This is a genomic window from Candidatus Binatia bacterium (assembly GCA_023150935.1).
Classification (GTDB): Bacteria; Desulfobacterota; Binatia; order HRBIN30; family HRBIN30; genus JAKLJW01.
The window spans coordinates 171,228-190,549 of record JAKLJW010000004.1; the positions used below are offsets into that span (position 1 = coordinate 171,228).

Genomic DNA, 19,322 nt, shown 5'->3' on the forward strand with positions numbered 1-19,322 from the left:
TGTGATGCTTGAACGTGTGCTCAAGTTTTCCGTCGAGCACCGCGCCTTCGTGGTGCTCGTAACCCTCGTGGCAGCTGCTCTTGGCGTCGTGTCGTTGCTTCGCCTCCCCATCGACGCCGTCCCTGACATCACCAACAATCAGGTGCAGATCAACGCAGTTGTCCCCTCGCTGTCGCCGGTCGAGATCGAGAAGCAGGTGACCTTCCCGATCGAGACCGCCCTGGCTGGCATCCCCGGCCTCGAGTACACACGATCGCTCTCGCGGAACGGTTTCTCTCAGGTCACGGCCGTCTTTGGCGATGACGTCAATATCTACTTCGCCCGACAACAAGTGACGGAACGGCTCGCCGAGGCCCGGGAAAAGCTCCCGCCCGGTGCCGAGCCGCGCCTTGGCCCGATCTCCACTGGTCTCGGCGAAGTCTACATGTGGACAGTCGAGTACGCGCACCCGGACGGGCGCGGCGCGACGGTGGAGGATGGACAGGCTGGCTGGCAGAGCGATGGCACCTATCTCACGCCCGAAGGCGAGCTGCTCCGCACCGACGTGGAGCGCGCCTCGTATCTCCGTACGGTTCAGGATTGGATCATCCGGCCGCAGATGAAAAGCGTGCCGGGGGTGGCAGGAGTGGACGCCATCGGCGGCTACGTAAAGCAGTACCACGTCCAGCCAGACCCGAGAAAGCTGGTCGCCTACGGCCTGACCTTCGGGGATCTCCTGTCTGCTCTCGAGCGCAACAATCTGAGCACGGGTGCCGGCTACATCGAGCACAATGGCGAGTCCTATGTTGTGCGCGCGACGGGCCGCGTCGAGCGGCCCGAACAAATCGCAGCCATGGTGATCGGCGAGCGGTTCGGCACGCCCATCTACGTGCGCGATGTTGCCACGGTCGGCCAGGGTCGCGAGCTGCGGACCGGTAGCGCCAGCGAGAATGGCGAAGAGGTAGTGGTCGGCACTGCCCTCATGCTCATCGGCGCCAACAGCCGTACCGTCTCCGCCGCTGTCCATGAACGTATGACCGAGGTGAACCGCACGCTGCCCCCTGACATTCACGCCAAGACCGTGCTCAACCGGACGGCCCTTGTCGATGCGACGATCCGGACAGTCGAGCGCAACCTCGTCGAAGGCGCGGTGCTCGTTGTCGTTGTGCTCTTTGTGCTCCTAGGACACTTCCGCGCTGCCCTGATCACTGCCCTGGCCATCCCACTCTCCATGCTCTTCACCGCCATTGGCATGGTGCAGACCAAGACGAGCGGCAACCTCATGAGCCTCGGTGCCATCGATTTCGGCCTCATCGTCGACGGAGCGGTGATCATCGTCGAGAATTGCCTGCGCCTCTTGGCGGAGAAGCAGCACAGCCTCGGCAGGCCGCTCACCCTTCAGGAGCGAATCGCCGTCGTCTTTCAAGCCAGCAAACAGGTGCGCAGCGCCACGGCCTTCGGCGAAGCGATCATCATGATCGTCTACGTACCGATTCTCTTTCTCACTGGCGTAGAGGGGAAGATGTTCCGGCCGATGGCCCTCACGGTCATCTTCGCCCTGGCTGCGGCCTTCGTGCTCTCGCTTACCTTCGTGCCCGCGATGGTGGCGCTCTGCGTCACCGGCCGCGTCGTCGAGCGAGAGAACATCCTCATCCGGTTGGCCAAACGCTTCTACGACCCCGTCCTGACGTTCGTGTTGCGAGCCCGCGTGCTCGTCGTTGCCACCGCCGTGGTCGTGTTCGCGGGCTCGCTGCTGCTCTTCGCGCGTCTGGGGCAGGAGTTCGTTCCGACCTTGAGCGAGCTAGACTTCGCTGTTCACGCCATCCGCATCCCCAGTACCAGCCTCTCCCAGTCCACCGACATGCAATTTGCCGTCGAGCGGACGATCAAGGGCTTGCCGGAAGTCTCATTCGTATTCTCAAAGACCGGTACCGCAGAGATCGCTGCCGATCCGATGCCGCCGAACGTCTCCGACACGTTCGTCGTCCTCAAGCCGAGGGAAGAGTGGCCCAACCCAAGCGATACTAAGGAAGACGTCCGGCGCCGGATCGAGGAGACTATCGACCAGCTGCCCGGCAACAACTACGAGTTCACGCAACCGATCCAGATGCGCTTCAACGAACTCATCGCCGGTGTCCGCGGCGATGTTGCAGTGAAGGTGTTCGGAGACGACTTCACCTCTATTCTGCCGGCCGCTGAGCAGATTGCCTCCATCTTGCGCGATACGCGCGGTGCCGCCGATACCCGTGTGGAGCAGATTACAGGTCTGCCCACGCTCAGTGTCGACGTCGACCGGGCGGCCATCGCACGCTACGGGCTGACTGTCGCGGACGTCCAGGACGTCGTCTCGATCGCCATCGGCGGACGCGAGGCCGGCCTCGTCTTCGAGGGCGACCGCCGCTTCGACATCGTCGTTCGCCTACCGGAGCAGTTCCGCCGCAATCTGCACGCCCTGGAGAACCTGCCTGTGCCGCTTCCCCCGCACGAGGAGGAAGCTGTGCGCACGGTAGTGCACGGCGATGAAACGGCTCGCCCAGGATTCAATTTCCTACCCCTTGGTGCGGTCGCCCGCATCAACGTCACAGAAGGCCCCAATCAGGTCAGCCGGGAGAACGGCAAGCGACGCATCGTAGTACAGACGAACGTTCGCGGGCGAGACATCGGTTCCTTCGTCGAGGAGGCGCAAGCGCGCATCCAGCGAGACGTGAAGCTGCCATCCGGGAGCTGGCTATCGTGGGGCGGACAGTTCCAGAACCTAGTGGAAGCAAAGCAGCGTCTGACTCTCGTGGTACCGGCGTGCTTTCTGCTCATCTTCCTGCTTCTCTATCGAACCTTCGGATCAGTCCGGGACGCACTGCTCGTCTTCTCCGGCGTACCGCTCGCGCTCACGGGCGGCATCGTCAGTTTGTGGCTGCGCGACATGCCGTTCTCCATCTCGGCAGCCGTGGGTTTCATCGCCCTCTCGGGTGTTGCTGTCCTGAACGGCCTCGTGCTCGTCACGTTTGTCAACCAGCTCCGCGAGCAGGGCATGGCTCTGGAGGCCGCCATCCATCATGGCTGCCTGACGCGGCTCCGTCCGGTGCTTATGACAGCCCTGGTCGCTTCGCTCGGGTTCGTGCCCATGGCACTCGCGACCGGTACGGGCGCCGAGGTCCAGCGCCCGCTCGCTACCGTTGTCATCGGCGGCATTGCGTCCTCGACGGCGCTCACCCTTCTGGTTCTGCCGGCGCTGTATCGCCTCTTTCACCGCAACACCACCGTGCCTCCACCCCCCGACGTCGCGAGCGGAGCGGAGCAAGCCCATGGCGAAATACAAACGGTATAGCCGGCTGCGGACACCGCTTTCGCCCCGCGCCCTTTCTCACACGCAAAGGTCCGTATTCCTGGGCCTGGCAGCGATTGGCTTCGTCACCAGCCTCTACCTTACCTACATCCACCACCGAGTCGGACTCGATCCGAAGTGGGCGAGCATCTGTGCCATCAGTCCGGCACTCAACTGCGATACTGTCGTCGCCAGCCCTTACGGCTCGCTCCTCGGAGCGCCGCTGTCAGCCTATGCAGCGTGGTTCTACGCCGTGGTCGTGGCACTTGCGCTCAGGCGCAGCCGGCCGCACCGCCATCTGCCACGATCTCCTGCGTTGCTCCTTCTCCTTGGCGGCACCCTCGCCGTCGCGTTTTCCGTCGTCCTGGCCTTTGTATCCGCGGCTTGGATCGGCTCTATCTGCTTGCTCTGCGGCGTGCTGTATCTCGTGAATCTCGGTGTAGCCCTTGTCGCCTGGCTTGCCCTTCGCGCCACCGGCGAGCATGTGCGAACCGCTCTTCGTGCAGAACTCCTCAGCGCCCGCCGGCGTCCGGTTTCTGCTGCAGTCCTCAGCACCTTTAGCCTGGCATTCCTCGCGGCGATCCCTTGGGCGTACTTACGCCAGCCGTCGCAGCCGGCTTCTGCCTGCAAGCTGCTGGCAGACCCGTCCTTCGCCCCGCCAGTGAGCCTGGTGATCTACAGCGACTTCCAATGCCCACACTGCCGCACCCTCGACCGTAGCCTTCGGCCCCTGCGCGGTATCACGGGTCTGCGGATCGTTGCGCGGCAGTACCCACTCGACAGCGCATGCAATTCACAGGTGAAGCGTTCTCGTCACCCCGGAGCCTGCCTCCAGGCTCGTGCTGCGATCTGCGCCGCCGCGCAGGAACGCTACGATGACCTCAGCGACCGGCTTTTCGACGAACAGGCGGCCGACGTCGCCGCCGTCGTCGCATTGGCCCGTTCACTCGGCTTGGACAAGGCCCGCTTCGAGTCCTGCCTCTGGTCGGAACAGACCACTGACGAGTTGTCGGCACACATCCGCGAAGCCATTGCCGCGGGTGCACGCGGTACACCCACGGTTCTCATCAACGGAAAGCGTCATGCCGGCGGCTTCGGTCCCGAGGAACTCGCCTGCCTGGAACAAGCAGCGAACCGTGCGAGCACACCGTCAAACTCCAGCAGAAGAACGCGGCGACGGCGGCCATGGTACACTTTCACAGGTCCCCTCCTGCCGCGCTGGGACGCGTAGGACCGGAGAACCACCATGCCAGAAAACTCACACCACGAAACATACGAAGGCCCTTGGTGGCGGTATCCCCTATTGCGCAACGCGCTCCTCGCTGCAGTCGTTGCCGCAACTGGTTTCGCGCTCGCGCATGTCGGCGTCATCACTGAAGTCGTCGAGCGCTTCTTCTACTTCACCGCCATCCCGATCGGCGGCTACCACTGGGCTCGTGAGGCAATCGAGGACTTCTTTCGTGAGCACACGGTCGGCATCGATATCTTGATGCTCGCCGCCACGTTCGGCTCCGGCGTACTCGGCCTTTGGGACGAAGCCGCAGCACTGGTGATTCTCTACGGATCGGCCGAGGGCTTGGAAGAGTACACCTACGCTCGAACCCGCTCGGCCATCCGCGCACTACTCGATCTAGCCCCTAAGGAAGCTCACGTCCTGCGTGAGGGCAAAGAGGTGACCATCCTCGCCGCGCAGCTCGGGCCGGGTGATCGCTTTCTCGTTCGACCCGGCGAATCCGTCCCGACTGACGGCGTCATTCGAGTAGGCACCTCTTCCGTCGATGAGTCCCCCATCACCGGTGAGTCCATTCCGGTGGACAAGAGGCCTGGCATGAAGGTATTCGCCGCGACGCTCAACCATCAGGGCGCGCTCGAAGTCGAGGCGACGGCGACGTTCGCAGACAACACCCTCAGTAAGATCATCCACCTGGTCGAGACTGCACAGGAGCAAAAGGGTCGCGCTCAACAGTGGATCGAGCGCTTCGGTGAACGCTACAGCCCGGTTGTCCTGCTAGCCTCACTGCTCTTCATCATCGTTCCCTGGTTGCTCGGCCTTCCGATCGCTATTTGGGCGGAGCGCGGGGTGGTTCTCCTCGTCGCTGCCGCCCCCTGCGCCCTCGTGATGTCCACTCCGGTCGCCATGGCCGCAGGGATCACGGCCGCCGGCCGACGCGGCATTCTAATCAAAGGCGGAGCCCACCTCGAACACCTCGGCAACGTGCGCGCGATTGCTTTCGACAAGACGGGCACGCTCACCTACGGCCGGCCGGCGGTTGTCGACGTCATCCCGCTCGTGGGTACTGCCGATGATCTTCTCTCGCTCGCCGCCGGCGTCGAGCACTGGTCCGAGCATCCTCTTGCACGATCCATTGTGAACCATGCCGAAACGCGCGCTATCGCTCCGATGCGCACCGAGCAGTTCCAGGCCCTCACCGGTGCGGGCGCCCGGGCTCTGGCCGGAACAACCTGGTATGTGGGAAGTCCTGCATTATTCGAGTCCCTCGGCGTCTCGCTCGACACCATTGCAGAAGAGGTCGGCCGTCTCGAAGCGCGGGGCAAGACCGTAGTGCTCACCGGTAACCAACATGAGATCCGCGGGCTGATCGCGCTCCAAGACAGCGTGCGACCCGAAGCAGCTCCGCTCATCGCTGCCCTTCAGGCCGCTGGAATTCAGACAGCCATGCTCAGCGGCGACAATGAACGTACCGCCCGCGCTGTCGCCGCCGCCTGCGGCATCGATGAGGTGCATGCCGGCCTCGCGCCCGAGGAAAAGGTGCGCCTCGTGCACACGCTCGTGGCCCGTCACCGTACCGTCCTCATGATCGGGGATGGCGTGAACGACGCCCCGGCACTCGCCGCAGCGACCTGCGGGGTCGCCATGGGCGTCGCTGGCACCGACGCCGCAATCGAAGCCGCGGACATCGCATTGATGGCGGACGACCTCTCCAAACTTCAAGAAGCCCTTGCACTCGCTCGGCGGACGCAGCAAATCAGCCGGCAGAACATCGCCTTCTCGCTCATTCTCCTCGCCGTCCTCATCCCTGCAGCCCTTCTGGGCGTAATGACCATCGCGGTCGCTGTGATCGCCCACGAAGTGAGCGAGTTGCTCGCCGTCGCCAACGGCTTGAGAGTGCCAAGCGTCCGGTCCGTACCCTCCGCCTGACACTCATTGGCCCCTAGGGGCCAAATGGCGCCACACAGCGCCACATGGTGCAACACGAGCGTCGAAAAACCTCAATCATTTCAAGCGCCTCTTCGGGTTCAAGTCCCCCTCCTCGCATTCCCCTCCGCTATGCCTACGGGGAATGCGACAGTCCAAAGTCCCAGGTGCAAGGTCCCGGATCGCAAGGCTGGTGCGGGGCTCTTTCGTCGCGGCTCGTCCTGTGTCTGACCGGCAGGACTTCGTATCCGCCCGGCTGAGTGCTCGACACCGTTGCGACAGCGGCCGGAGCGCGGTATCAAGAGCTATGCGTCATAATGTTCGGGTCGCTATTTCGCTTCCCCAGCCGGTTGTGAATGCCGTAGATGAGTTGGCCGAGCAACGCGGTCAGAGCCGTAGCCACTTCATCGCGTCCTTGCTCGCTCGTGTCGCCGCAGCCAAGCGTGACCGCGAGATCCGTGCCGAGATCGACGCGTTGTTCGCCGACCCCACGGTGCGCGCCGAGCAGAAGGACACCGCCGAGGCGTTCCTCGGCGTCAGCCCATGGCTGCGAGAGACGCGGTAATCCGGCAAGGCGATGTCTTCTGGGTGCGCCTCGGCGGCACCACCGGTTCCGAGCCGTGGGGGCGCCGCCCGGCGGTTGTCCTCCAGCACGATCGATTCAATCAGACCAAGCTGAACACGGTGGTCGTCCTCGCCATCACGACCAACCTCGAACTCGCCGCTTTCCGAGGTAACGTTCGCCTGCGTAAGGGCGAAGCCAATCTCCGCAAAGCCAGTGTCGTCAACGTTACCCAGATTCAGACGATCGACCGGGAGCGACTCGAGGACAAGATTGGTTCCCTGACACGGACACGTTTGCGAGAAATCTGGCGCGGAGTATTGCTCGTCGTCGAAGTCAACGGCAACGAGTGACGCAGTCGGATTCAGGGGCTACCCGACGTACCCGTGCTTGGTCTGCTTAGCGCGAAGAAAGAGCCCGCCGGTCGAAACCGAAGCGGGCTTGTTTGAATCAGGAACGTGTTGTGACCTGCACCAGTGTCTCGTCGACCTGTTGCTGGTCCCCGAGGCACACCGGCAGGTAGTCGCAGTAGCCGCACCATTTGCCGGGCCGTTTGTAGTAGTGGCCGGCGGTGATGGCGCGGCCGACGAGGTCGGCCTTGGCGAGGTACTCGGCGAGGTGTGCCGGCTGCCGGGCGCTGAGGTGCCAGTCGATCCGCGGCTCTTTGGTCCGGACGAAGACGCACAGCGCGACTTGCTGTGCCTCCGGCTCGGCGAGCTGGTAGGCGGTCAGTTGGTCGGAAAGCTGCACGTCGTGGTCCTGGTAGGCGGCGGTGGTGGTCTTGAAGTCGATCACCGTCGGCACATCGTCGAGTTCGGCGACGAGGTCGATGACGCCGACCAGTGAAAGGTTGAGGGAAGTGATGCGCAACGTGAAAGGCTTTTCGATCGCCGTCACATTCCCGAGTCGCGGGACTTCTTCCTCCAGAAACTTCGTGAGTAGCGCGATGGCCTTCGCTCGCAAGATCTCCCAGGAGTCGCGCTGGCTGTAATTCAACGGCTCGTTGTGGAGTACGCTCCACGCATTGGCGAACGAATCGGCCGGCAGCACGCCCTTCCGGAAGAAATGGGCGATGGCCTCGTGCACGAGCTGGCCGAAAATCAATGCGGCATCTTGTACCTTCGGCCGCAACCGTTCGACGTAATACAGTCGGTACTGCTCGGGACAGTGGAGGTAGCGGTTCACCCGGGAGTGAGAGAGGTAGGGCGTCTCCGAAGAGACGCCCCTGGTTTCCGATCCGGCAACACTCCCATTCATGACCAGCTCCTGCTCGGCTGTCGCTGGCCATTCGCCGGCAGCACGCGGTCGACGTTGGTGTACTTGCCGTCGGGGCTGGGCTTGGTGATCACCCGGCACGGCAGGTTGAGATTGGTCCCTTCCTGGATCTCGACACCGTTGAAGCCGGCTGCGGCCACCGCGGCGGCGAGTTCCTCGGGCTTGCCGAAGAGCTTCAAGGTCTTGCCGTTCACCTGCACGTTGATGAAGAGACGGCGACCCCACTTGCCGTCCATTCCGGCGACGTTGAGCAACTGCGCGGGTACGCCCAGTGACACGGCTTGATCCCCATTTGCGGACGCTACGGGCGTGGGCCGCGGAGTGGGCCCGTTCGGTTGCGGGACCGCCCGTGTTGCAGGCGGTGCTTCACGACGGCTGAGAAAGCCGCCGACGATCGACGACTGGAGCGCGATGAGCTGTTGGGCTCGATCGCGGACCGCATCGTCCGCCAGGTTGTCGAGCGGAGCGGAAAACTCCACCGACAACGAGTCGATACGCCCGTCCGGACTGACACTGCGCTTGACGAGCATGTGAGCCCTACTGGTGGCTCCGTTGCCGTTGCTGTTCCCGCCCACGGCCTTCCGTTTCCGCGGTGCGCGGCTCTCCTCCTGGATCGCCCGTCGTTCTTCGGCCTCGACCGGGTCGGTTTTGGCCGCTGCACCGTTTCCGGCTTCTTGTTGTCCCAGGACGGCCAGGATGTGCTTGCAGCGCCACGTTGGGTCGGCTGCATGCAGTCCGAAGTCCGGGCACGTGCAGGACGGCTGCTCCGCGCTTCCCGTCACGCGATAGGCTCGTTTCGGGTCGGTGGGTGCGTACACCCTGAACCCTCCTTGCGCCTGCGTGATGACGTACGTCTCACGCACGGCGCGGTCCTGTCGCTTTGCCAACTCTTCGTTGGTCATGGTTCGTCCCTCCTTCTGTTGGTGTTGGTTTGGGTTGACTGAGAAAAAGAACTGACAAGCAGTGTAGGACGGGAGCGAAATCCGCATAGGATGCGGGTCTGGCCGCCTGCGGCAGGCGTCGCGCCCTTCGCCCAAAGCTCGGCGGCGCGCATCATGAAGAGACATCCACAGATTACACAGATGGCCACAGATTCTGCTTGTGTGCTTTCCGCTTCGTAGCCGTTGTGACTCCCTATCCGTGGTCATCTGCGGCCATCTGTGGATTCGACCCCCTATTTTCTGACCATGAACACCAACAACGAGGACGCGGTGACCGTGCTCGGGTGCACAACCTACCGAGGGACCCGACGAGTGTTCGGCATTCGCAGGGCCGATCGCCGCGCGCACATGTTGCTCGTCGGCAAAACAGGTACAGGGAAGTCGACGCTCTTGGAGACGATGCTGCTCCAGAACCTGGCTACCGGCGAAGGCTTTGCAGTCCTCGATCCGCACGGCGATTTGGTGGATCGACTGATCGCCCACGTGTCCGAATCACGATGCGATGACGTGATCTACCTCGATGTACCGAACCCCACCCAGCCATGGGGTTTCAACCCACTTGCCGATGTCCCTGTCGAACGTCGGCCACTGGTCGCCTCTCAACTGCTCGACGTCTTCAAGAAGCTCTGGATCGACTCCTGGGGACCACGAGTCGAGCATCTCCTGCGGCACACCCTGCTCGCGCTGCTCGACCAAGCGCAGCCGACCTTCGCGGACGTGCCGCAACTGCTTGCCGACCGGGACTTCCGTCGCGACGCCATGACACACGTGCGCAGCCGGCAGGTGCGCGCCTTCTGGCTCCGGGAGTACGAAGACTATCCTAGTCGCTTGCGCGCGGAGGTGATTGCCCCGCTGCAGAATAAGGTCGGCGCCTTTCTCGCCAATCCACTGCTCAATCGGATTCTCACCCAGCCGCAACAAATGCTCGACCTGCGACGGCTGATGGACGACGGCAAGGTGCTCGTCGTCAACCTTGCCAAAGGAAGAATCGGCGAGGACACCGCGGCGCTGCTCGGCTCACTGCTTGTCGCGAGCATCGGCACCGCGGCGTTGAGCCGCGCCGATCAGCTACCGCACGAGCGCCGCGACTATTGGCTATATCTCGATGAATTCTCCACGTTCACGACGCTCAGCCTAGCCACGATGCTTTCCGAGTTGCGCAAGTTCAGAACTGGGCTCATCTGCAGCCTGCGGTACACCGCCGCACTCTCCGCGCCCATGCAGGCGGCCGTCTTCGGGAACGTCGGCACACTCATCTGATTTCGCGTCGGCGGCCCGGATGCCGAGTTGCTCGCGCGGGAGTTTCATCCGACGCTGCGGCAGGCCGATCTCGTCAGCCTGCCCAACCACCGCATGTACGTCGAGCTGCTCGTCGATGGGATGCCGACGGAGCCGTTCAGCGCGGCGACGTTGCCGCCGCTGTCGTGCTGAGTCCACAGTGCAATGCACCATCCGCTCGAACTGGACATACACAGCCGAGGAATTTGACCCACGAACCGCTTGGGTCTACGCTGTCGTCATGGCAATACGAGCCGTCGATTTGGAAGGCGTGCCCGAAGACCAGGCCCGAGCGATTGAAGAGCAGGCCCGCTACTGGCGGGACCTGACAGCGCGAAAGCGGCCGGCAAAGATCCGCGACCTGCCGCAGTGGCCTGGCATCGCGCCACGTCCTGAGAAGCTCCGCCGGCGCGAGATCTATGACGATGTCGGCTGATCGAGCGCTGCTGGATACCAACATCCTCATCTATGCTCTCGATCCCACATCCGAGTTCCACGCGGCGAGTGATGCGCTTTTGGAACGGACCAAGACGGCCGGTGCCGGCCTGTGCATCGCGCCGCAGAACCTTGCCGAGTTTTTTGCCATCGTAACAAACGCTCGCCGGGTAGCCACTCCGCGCCAGCCCGAGGAGGCGTTGGCGGTTATCGAGCAGTTACTGGAACGACCTGGGTTGGAATTGCTCCCGGTGCCCACAGACGTGGTCGCGCGATGGATCACGCTCGCGCGGCGCCGTCCGGTAGCTGGCGGCGATCTCTTCGATATCCAGCTCATCGCCACAATGCTCGGAAACGGCATCACCCGGATCTTTACCTTCAATCGCGACGACTTCGTCCCCTTCTCCGAGCTTGACGTAATAACACCGACCGCCGGTGAGCCGGAGCCGAGCCCAGCTACAGAACGCCCCCCGAAAAACACGTAGTGGCACCAACGTGTTTAGGCCACGAGCCGCCAGCAACTCCTGGCGGCTCTTTTCGTTTCGAATCCTCGTCGCCTCGACCGTGCCGGAGCCGGCCCGATTCACCTCCTTCGCAGATTTCTCATGGTGCTGTTCACTGAGGCACAAAGGAGGTGATCCTATGAAAGGCAAGAGGCCAGACTTCAGCGTCAACACGGTGATTGCCACCGACAATGGTGACCGCTGGCGTGAAATCGGCGTTGCGTTCGCGAGCGAGCGGGGCGGAACGATCACCGTGCTGCTCGATGCGCTGCCGGTCGCCGGCAAGTGGGTGCTGACACCGCCGAAGGAGCGGACGGCGAGCCCCAACGAGGGCTGAGTCCTGCGGACGGCGTCCGTTCTACGGGCCGCTCGCCGCTGGCTCGCTGCGGGCGTCCCCGCGCGGACCTCGACGGCGGGTCGACTTGATCACGCGCTCCGAGCCGTTCTCGCGTGGAGCGGAGTCCGTCAACGACTCCGCTCCATCTCTATCTCAACCACTCGTCCCTCTCCGCAGCTGGACGCGATGTCGCATGACGCGGCACCGATCGCCTGGCCACGCAAGGAGGACGAGCAGTGCAAAACAGAAGCGGACGCAGAGACATCGATTGGCTCAGGCGCGTCGTCAGAGGGCACTTCAAGCGCTCATGGCGCCGCGTCTTCGCCAAGCTCGATGCGCGGCAACCGGAAATGACGCCGGTACCATCAATCGCGCACACCAAGGAACGGCGGACGAACGCCACCCGGCGCTAACGCGGTTCCTCACCAGAGCGGAGTCTGTCCTCCTCCCCAGACTCCGCTCTTTCCATTTCGCCCTTCCCCGCGACCGGACGCGACCCCGACATGTCGTCGGCGCCGAACGCCCGGCCGCGCCAGGAGGGTGACGATGCCAACGTCTCCAGAAGGCCCCCAACTCGAACTGCCCTTTGAAGCTCCAAAGCAATCTGTGCTCGTACGCGATGCGGAAAATGCTGGGTACATCGGCAATACAGCGCGCCCAAGCACGACCGTAATTCCCCTCCGCAGAGTACCTACCGCCATCGAAGACTGGCCACGAGCCGACCGGCCGCGCGACAAGCTACTCGACCGTGGTCCTGGCGCACTCACGAACACCGAGCTTCTCGCCATCATCCTGAGGGCCGGTACACGCGGACGGACCGCTCTTGATCAGGCACGCGCACTGTTCGCGCACTGCAACGATGACTGGCGCCGGCTCGGCATGCTTGGCGCCGGCGATCTCCGTCGGTGTGGCCTCGGACCGGTGCAAGCTGCCGAGATTCTTGCCGTCATCGAAATCGCCAAACGCTACGGCGAACACGAGTTCAAGCCTGGGCAGCCGCTTCGCGGATCCGCCGATGTGTACGCCCACTACCGCGAGCGCCTCGCGGCCGAGACGCGCGAACATTTCCTCTGCATTCTGCTGGACAACAAGCACCGTAAGATCAAGGAAATCACGGTGTCGCAGGGCTCGCTCACGGCGAGCATCGTCCACCCGCGTGACGTCTTCGCGGCAATAGTGCGCGAGGCAACGCCGGCGGCAGCGGTCATCTTCGTCCACAACCACCCCAGCGGGTGCCCCATCCCGAGCAAGGAGGACATCGAAATCACCCGCCGACTCCGCGAGGCCGGCGAGATCATGGGTGTGCGTGTGCCCGATCACATCATCATTGGTCGCGGGCGCTACGTGAGCTTTGTGGACGAGGGCTATTGGTAATCAGCAGAATCGCGCCAAGAACAAGCTACGCGCCATCCCCCAACGGATGGCGCGTTTTCCATTCGCATGGAGATGTTCCGATCGGGATCAACGATGGTCACAACCGTGGTGACACGCTTCAGTATACTCGACTGCCGTACTATGAATGCCGAGCATTGCCGAAATCACCTGCCCATTCTGTTTTCCGGATGTCAATCGAATCTTCCACGCAGGGGAACTGGTGCTCGGTTTGTGGGACGGGTATCCCGTTTCGCCCGGCCATGCGCTCCTCGTCCCGCGTCGCCATGTTGCGAGCTGGTTTGACGCCTCGTCGACTGAACGTGAGGAGCTTGCAGCGGCGGTCGCAATCGCGCGCACGACGATACTACGCGGGCATCGCCCCGATGGCTTCAACATCGGCATCAATGTCGGCTCGGCCGCCGGCCAGACGGTGTTTCATCTGCATATCCACGTCATCCCACGTTACGCGGGCGACGTGCCCGATCCACGCGGCGGCGTGCGCCATGTCCTGCCGTGCAAGCAGCCACAGGTGCCAGCAACCGGCAGCGAGCCGATCATACACGACGCTTCAGCCCCCTGGCTTTCGAGCCTTGCGGAGCAAAGGGATCTCTCAGCGCACAAAGAAGACGAAGAGCCAGGGATTACTGCGATTCCAAGTCGTGCGGCTGCCAGGTCAGACGCAGCCGCGTTCGGTGAGCGGATCTTGCTCCTGCTCGACAAGGGGCGCTTTACCACAACCTACAAGTACGCGGTGCTGTTGGCCCTGATCGATCTCTGTCTCGAACAAGGCTCGGCGGTTGGCGGTGCCGCTTCGTTCACCACCCAGCAACTGGCGGAGAAGATCGTGGAGTTGTACTGGCCGCAGACCGCACCGTATCCGGGCCAGAAAGGCTTGCATGTTCTGGCGCAGCACCACGGCGGGCAGGCCGAGATCGTGTCGGCGATCCAGAAGTTTCGTGAGCGCTGTGCGGTGTCCGGCGCGGCAATGCGACAGGAGCTCGCGGAGATTGCGGAGCGAGCTGGGTTCGACCGCCATCCCGAGCGGACGTTGAATGTTGCGCGAACCATCTACTCCCGCCTCCCCGATGACGTGCGGCTGTGGTTGCGGAGCAGGGAGTTTGTGGCCATGGTGGCGCAGCGCAGCCGGCTGGAGAGCGCGTTGGGCCGCCTCGAATAGCATCCCACCATGGCAGACTACGTTCGGGGGCTTTACGAGGTCCTGCTCACGGAGAAGTTGGCGCTCCTTCTGCAAAACCTCGATCGACGACTGGATCCACGCTGCGACAGTTTACGCACGGCCGACGCCGCCGACCGGATCGCCCTTCACCTTGCACGCGTCATCCAGCGTGTCGTGGCCGGGGTGGAGGAGGAACGCCGTGTCGACGTGGGCATCTCGCTGTCCCGACGGCTTATCGACCTGATCGACGAAGTCATCAGCGATGCAGAGGCCAGACCTGAGGCTCCGGTTGAGGCAGGCAGCGTGTTGCGAGAGATTCTCGCCCGCCTGCCCGATGGTTCGACCGAAAGCATTCCCCAACCATTGATCCCCCTGCTCGATACAACCTTGCTCACTAATGTTCCTGGGGAACCGCGGGTTGGCAGCCAGCTGACGACGGAGATTCAGTCGGCAGATCGTATCGACGTGGTCATGGCGTTCATCCGCCGTAGCGGCATCGCTCCGTTGGTCGATGGACTGCGCCGCCATGCAGAGAGCGCGCGCGAGTTGCGCGTGCTGACCACCACATACACCGGATCAACCGAGGCCCGAGCGTTGGACGTGCTGCGTGAACTCGGTGCCAACGTCCGGGTCTCCTACGATACGGGCAGCACGCGGTTGCACGCCAAGGCGTGGTTGTTTCACCGCTCCTCCGGCTTTTCGACTGCTTACATTGGCTCGTCCAACCTTACCCATGCTGCGCAGGTGAGCGGGCTCGAATGGAACGTACGTGTATCGGGCGCCCGAAACCCCGATGTCATCACCAAGATGGCCGCTGTATTAGAGGGATACTGGAACAGCGGCGATTTCGTGCCCTACGATCCGGAACAGTTTGCCGCTGAGACCGAGCGCGGTGCGTCTCGCGGGCCGACCCTGCTGCTGAGCCCGATCGAACTGCGGCTGGAGCCGTTCCAAGAGCGTCTCCTGGAACAAATCGAGCTATCGCGGCTGAAGGGGCATCACCACAATTTGCTGGTCGCGGCCACGGGCACGGGGAAGACGGTCATGGCGGCCGTCGACTACTCGCGGCTGCGATCCCGGCTGCCGCGCGCGCGTCTCCTCTTTGTGGCGCATCGCGAGGAAATCTTGGATCAGAGCCTCGCGACGTTCCGTCACTGCCTACGCGATCCAGCGTTCGGCGAGCAATGGGTGGGTGGGCACCGCGCCGAGTGGCTTCAACACGTCTTCGCGTCGATCCAGAGCATTCGTGCGGCAGGCCTCCGTGATCTCGACCCACGCCACTTCGATATCGTCGTCGTCGACGAGTTCCATCACGCAGCCGCACCGTCGTATCGGGCATTGTTGGAGCACGTCCAGCCTATCGAACTGCTCGGGCTTACCGCCACGCCTGAACGCAGCGACGGCTTACCGCTGCTGCACTGGTTCGACAATCGAATCGCCGCTGAGTTGCGCTTGTGGGATGCCATCGACCAGCATCGGCTCTCACCGTTCGTCTACTACGGCATCCACGACGGGCTGGATTTGCGTGACATCCCATGGCGGCGGGGCCGCGGGTACGATGTCGACGGCCTCTCCAACCTGTATACGGCCAATGACGTCTGGGCCAAACAGGTTCTTCAGCAACTCAAAACGCGGGTGGACGATCCCCATAAGGTACGGGCGCTTGGGTTCTGCGTGAGCGTTGACCACGCTCGCTACATGGCTCGGGTGTTCAATGATGCCGGCGTTCCGGCGGTTGCCGTGTGGGGTGACAGCCCGGACGACGAGCGGCTGGCGGCGCTCTCGAACCTGGCCAACGGGCGCATCAACGTCGTGTTCTCGGTCGACCTGTTCAATGAGGGGATCGACGTGCCCGTCATCGACACTCTTCTGTTACTCCGTCCGACCGACAGCCCGACGCTGTTTCTGCAGCAACTCGGACGCGGGCTGCGTCGGACCCCCGGCAAGGACGTCTGCACGGTGCTGGACTTCGTCGGTTGCCACCGTACGGAGTTCCAATTCGACCGGCGCTTTCGGGCGTTGCTGGGGGGCACGCGAAGAGACCTGGTGCAGCAGATCGAGCGGGGGTTCCCGTTCTTACCTGCGGGCTGCCATATGGAGCTTGACGCGGTTGCTGCCGAGATCGTGCTCTCCAACATTCGCGAGGCGATTCCATCTCGCTGGCAGCTGAAGGTTGAGGAGCTGCGCCAGCTGCTCAAAGCCGGAACCCCGGTGAGCCTCGGCGATTTCTTGAAAGAGACAGGGTTCGAGTTGGAGGACGTGTACACTGGCCCCAAGAGCTGGTCCGATCTCCGCGAGGATGCTGGCGTCTCAACTCAGCCGGCCGGCCCCAATGAAGAGGTGTTGCGCCGCGCCTGCGGGCGCTTATTGCACATCGACGATGTCGAGCGGATCAACGCCTACAAAGCAGTGTTGATGGCCGACGCTCCACCGGCACTCGACACGATGACAGAACGCGAACGGCGGCTGATCAGGATGTTGGTGGCGTCGCGTGCTGAAAAAGCGCTGGGAAAAGTGACGACGCTCGCGGAGGCCTGTGCCCTGCTGTGGCAACACCCACAGGTACGGGCGGAATTGCTCGAGCTTCTCGACGTGCTCGCCGAAACCGTCGACCATGTGCACATGCCGCTGGCCGGACAGCCGGGCGTCCCGCTACAGGTGCACGCGCGGTACACGCGCATCGAGATCCTGGCGGCGTTCGGCGTGGGGGAGGTGGCACGTGTCGCGCCATGGCAAACGGGCGTGTGCTGGGCGAAGGACGCCGGCGCGGACCTGTTTGCATTCACCCTCGACAAGACCAGTGGGCAGTTCTCGCCAACGACGCGGTATCGCGACTACGCCATCAACCGGGACCTCATTCACTGGGAGAGCCAATCGACGACCCGCGCGGACAGCGAGACCGGCGTCCGGTACCAGAGGCACGCCGAGCGCGACACGTCGATCATGTTGTTTGCCCGCCTACGTCAAGACGAGCGCGCGTTCTGGTGTTTGGGGTCGGCAACCTACGTGCAGCACGAATCGGAACTTCCCATGGCGGTCACTTGGCGGCTGCATCACCCGCTGCCAGGCGACCTGTTCGCATCGTTCGCCGCCGCCGTGGCGTGAATAACTGAATGTACCCGGCAAACTGACGAACGGCGAGGACGGTCTTGGAGAGTGCTGTCATGAGAAACGCAAGTTCCCCAGGGCCGCCTCGTCGAACAAATGGACTGCTCGTACGCTCCGGATTGCTTGGGTATGGAAGCCGCTCAGGAACAATCGGGGCCGCTTCTCTTCCAAACCTTGACCTTTCCGAACGCGGCTCCTGCATGTGAGAAATGCCGCCGCAGCGGGGGAATCGGGCGCGATCAGGTTTCCCCGGAACGCGTGCGGCGACTGGCCTCTTCGGTAGCCGGGCAGTGCCGTGCCCGGTTACCAAAGAGGTAGAAAACCTCTCGGTGTTCTTCTCGGTCATTGCCACCACGCTGAAGGGGAACGCTACGTATTGGTTTCGAGGTCATGCAGACCTTGCGTGGCGGCTCATCCCCTCGGCGCTACGCTATGCTACTGCCCGCGAGAGGGATGTGGCGCTAGGGCTGCTCGCCGAGTTCAAGCGGGTAGCCGAGATCAAGCAGACACGCCCACCTCGCGACGACGATGAACTGGGCTGGCACCAGGTTGCCAGGCACTATGGACTTCCAACGCGGCTGTTGGATTGGACCGAGAGCCCGCTTGTCGCCCTATACTTCGCGTGCGAACAGGAGGAGACCGACGGCCTGGTGTATATACTCAACCCCGTGGATCTGAATCGCCTGAGCTATCCGGACCGGCCGCGCATCCTTGACGCACGCCAGGACGCCGAGATCGTGCGCGAGTACCTCCACCTCGACGGCAAGCAGAGGAAGCGTGGACGACGGACCGTTGCCGTGAATCCCGTGTGGAACTCCGAACGGCTCATGCTTCAGAAGGGCGTTTTCACCTTGCATGGGTCGCGGGACATCGAGCTGCCCGGCGACACGCCATCATTGGCTGCGGTCCCGATCACACGGGAAGCGAAGGGGACTCTTCGCTCGGAACTGGAGCGCGTGGGCATCGACGAGATGACTATCTTCCCCGAACTGGAACACGCCTGTGCCCACCTGAAACGGCGCGCTCGGCTAGAGGAGGGGTGATGGCTTGCCACATTCCATTTGCCTACAATGCGAAAGACGGCCACTTGGTGCGGACGATCTATCCGGATGCGGAGATCGTGCGTATCTCGTCGGAGACCGCATCCAAGGTGATCCCCCAACTGCCCCGGGGAATGGGTGTGTGGATGGATCCTGCAGTCGACGGGTTCGAACGATGGCCCGACGTCAACGACAACTGGAAGAAACACATAAAGACATTCGCTGGCTGGGATTCCATTGGTGACAAGACCTTTCAGCAGAAACCGAGCCTGGCAACCGTTGAACAGTTCGTCAGCGAGGTACTCCATGGATGCCTGAAGGCTGCGCAAAAGGCGTCGTGGTTGAGTGTGCCGCAGCTTCCTGCGGTAAGTGACGGTTCACGAAACAAGATCAACCGAGTACTGGCGGATGCTGCAGCCACTTGGCGAGCCAAAGAAAAGTACCGTGGCAAGCTGATTCTCCCGGTGATTCTCACTCACCAGGAGCATGCAGATCTAAAGACTGATCGGAACCAGCGGATCAAGTCTGCTCGGACGTTCCGAGACTGTTCAGTTGCCCGTGCAATGCGCGTGGATTGGGACCGGCAATAACCCTCTTCTTTCGAACGAGATTGCTCGACGAACCGTGCGGATTCGCATGGACGCAGCGATGGAAAGGCCGTTCATCTGCCGCAAGTTCCGCCATCCCGATCTCCAGGGGTGGATTCGGGAGAACCGCGGTCGACTCGTTTGGTCGTTCTTGGTGTTTGCGCAAAGATGTGTCCTTCCGGCAGAGATGCGAAGCCCAATTTTATCGAGATTTCCGGGCGCGTAGGGCTCAGCCAGCGGGCCCTGC

17 protein-coding genes are annotated in these 19,322 nt (G+C 62.9%); 15 read left to right on the top strand and 2 right to left on the bottom strand.

Annotation, left to right across the window (positions count from 1 at the left end; all coding sequences use genetic code 11):
* The first annotated feature begins 4 nt into the window (after positions 1–4).
* From L6Q96_04920 to L6Q96_04940, 5 genes are all read left to right on the top strand, one after another.
* The gene (locus L6Q96_04920; protein MCK6553912.1) at positions 5–3,304 is read left to right on the top strand and encodes a CusA/CzcA family heavy metal efflux RND transporter; all 3,300 of its coding nucleotides are present in this window, start codon (positions 5–7) and stop codon (positions 3,302–3,304) included.
* The gene (locus L6Q96_04925) at positions 3,282–4,532 is read left to right on the top strand and encodes a DsbA family protein (GenBank protein MCK6553913.1); all 1,251 of its coding nucleotides are present in this window, start codon (positions 3,282–3,284) and stop codon (positions 4,530–4,532) included. The genes L6Q96_04920 and L6Q96_04925 overlap by 23 nt, the downstream gene beginning before the upstream one ends.
* A gap of 72 nt (positions 4,533–4,604) precedes the next feature.
* Positions 4,605–6,461 carry a cation-translocating P-type ATPase gene (locus L6Q96_04930; protein MCK6553914.1) on the top strand — a complete coding sequence of 619 codons (1,857 nt, stop codon included), beginning with the start codon at positions 4,605–4,607 and terminating at the stop codon, positions 6,459–6,461.
* Between the two features lie 349 nt (positions 6,462–6,810).
* Complete coding sequence (locus L6Q96_04935) at positions 6,811–7,023, top strand: hypothetical protein (GenBank protein MCK6553915.1); 213 nt, start codon at positions 6,811–6,813, stop codon at positions 7,021–7,023.
* Positions 7,002–7,373, top strand: coding sequence for a type II toxin-antitoxin system PemK/MazF family toxin (locus tag L6Q96_04940; protein ID MCK6553916.1), 372 nt, complete (start codon positions 7,002–7,004; stop codon positions 7,371–7,373). Before L6Q96_04935 ends, L6Q96_04940 begins: the two co-directional genes overlap by 22 nt.
* A 97-nt stretch (positions 7,374–7,470) precedes the next feature.
* Here L6Q96_04940 and L6Q96_04945 read toward each other — a convergent pair whose 3' ends face one another.
* Both L6Q96_04945 and L6Q96_04950 read right to left on the bottom strand, forming a co-directional pair.
* The gene (locus L6Q96_04945) at positions 7,471–8,277 is read right to left on the bottom strand and encodes a PD-(D/E)XK nuclease family protein (GenBank protein MCK6553917.1); all 807 of its coding nucleotides are present in this window, start codon (positions 8,275–8,277) and stop codon (positions 7,471–7,473) included.
* Positions 8,274–9,197, bottom strand: coding sequence for an SWIM zinc finger domain-containing protein (locus tag L6Q96_04950; GenBank protein ID MCK6553918.1), 924 nt, complete (start codon positions 9,195–9,197; stop codon positions 8,274–8,276). The genes L6Q96_04945 and L6Q96_04950 overlap by 4 nt, the downstream gene beginning before the upstream one ends.
* Before the next feature lie 258 nt (positions 9,198–9,455).
* Here L6Q96_04950 and L6Q96_04955 point away from each other — a divergent pair, with 258 nt between their 5' ends.
* The 10 genes from L6Q96_04955 (at position 9,456) to L6Q96_05000 (ending at position 19,078) form a co-directional block, all read left to right on the top strand.
* Positions 9,456–10,496, top strand: coding sequence for a type IV secretion system DNA-binding domain-containing protein (locus L6Q96_04955; protein MCK6553919.1), 1,041 nt, complete (start codon positions 9,456–9,458; stop codon positions 10,494–10,496).
* 27 nt (positions 10,497–10,523) lie between these two features.
* On the top strand, positions 10,524–10,667 hold the full coding sequence (locus tag L6Q96_04960) for a hypothetical protein (protein ID MCK6553920.1): 144 nt from the start codon (positions 10,524–10,526) through the stop codon (positions 10,665–10,667).
* 88 nt (positions 10,668–10,755) lie between these two features.
* Positions 10,756–10,950: a hypothetical protein gene (locus L6Q96_04965; protein ID MCK6553921.1), complete on the top strand. Its 195-nt coding sequence runs from the start codon at positions 10,756–10,758 to the stop codon at positions 10,948–10,950.
* The gene (locus tag L6Q96_04970) at positions 10,940–11,434 is read left to right on the top strand and encodes a PIN domain-containing protein (GenBank protein ID MCK6553922.1); all 495 of its coding nucleotides are present in this window, start codon (positions 10,940–10,942) and stop codon (positions 11,432–11,434) included. Before L6Q96_04965 ends, L6Q96_04970 begins: the two co-directional genes overlap by 11 nt.
* Before the next feature lie 157 nt (positions 11,435–11,591).
* Positions 11,592–11,789, top strand: a complete 198-nt coding sequence (locus L6Q96_04975) for a hypothetical protein (GenBank protein ID MCK6553923.1) — start codon at positions 11,592–11,594, stop codon at positions 11,787–11,789.
* Between the two features lie 546 nt (positions 11,790–12,335).
* A complete protein-coding gene (gene radC / locus L6Q96_04980; GenBank protein ID MCK6553924.1) occupies positions 12,336–13,163 on the top strand; it encodes a DNA repair protein RadC in 828 nt (275 codons plus the stop codon).
* Positions 13,164–13,308: 145 nt separating this feature from the next.
* Entirely contained in the window at positions 13,309–14,340 is a 1,032-nt protein-coding gene (locus L6Q96_04985; protein ID MCK6553925.1) for an HIT domain-containing protein, read from the top strand.
* 9 nt (positions 14,341–14,349) lie between these two features.
* Positions 14,350–17,445, top strand: coding sequence for a DUF3427 domain-containing protein (locus L6Q96_04990; GenBank protein MCK6553926.1), 3,096 nt, complete (start codon positions 14,350–14,352; stop codon positions 17,443–17,445).
* Between the two features lie 332 nt (positions 17,446–17,777).
* Complete coding sequence (locus L6Q96_04995; GenBank protein ID MCK6553927.1) at positions 17,778–18,491, top strand: FRG domain-containing protein; 714 nt, start codon at positions 17,778–17,780, stop codon at positions 18,489–18,491.
* The gene (locus L6Q96_05000; GenBank protein ID MCK6553928.1) at positions 18,491–19,078 is read left to right on the top strand and encodes a hypothetical protein; all 588 of its coding nucleotides are present in this window, start codon (positions 18,491–18,493) and stop codon (positions 19,076–19,078) included. Before L6Q96_04995 ends, L6Q96_05000 begins: the two co-directional genes overlap by 1 nt.
* Positions 19,079–19,322 lie beyond the last annotated feature (244 nt).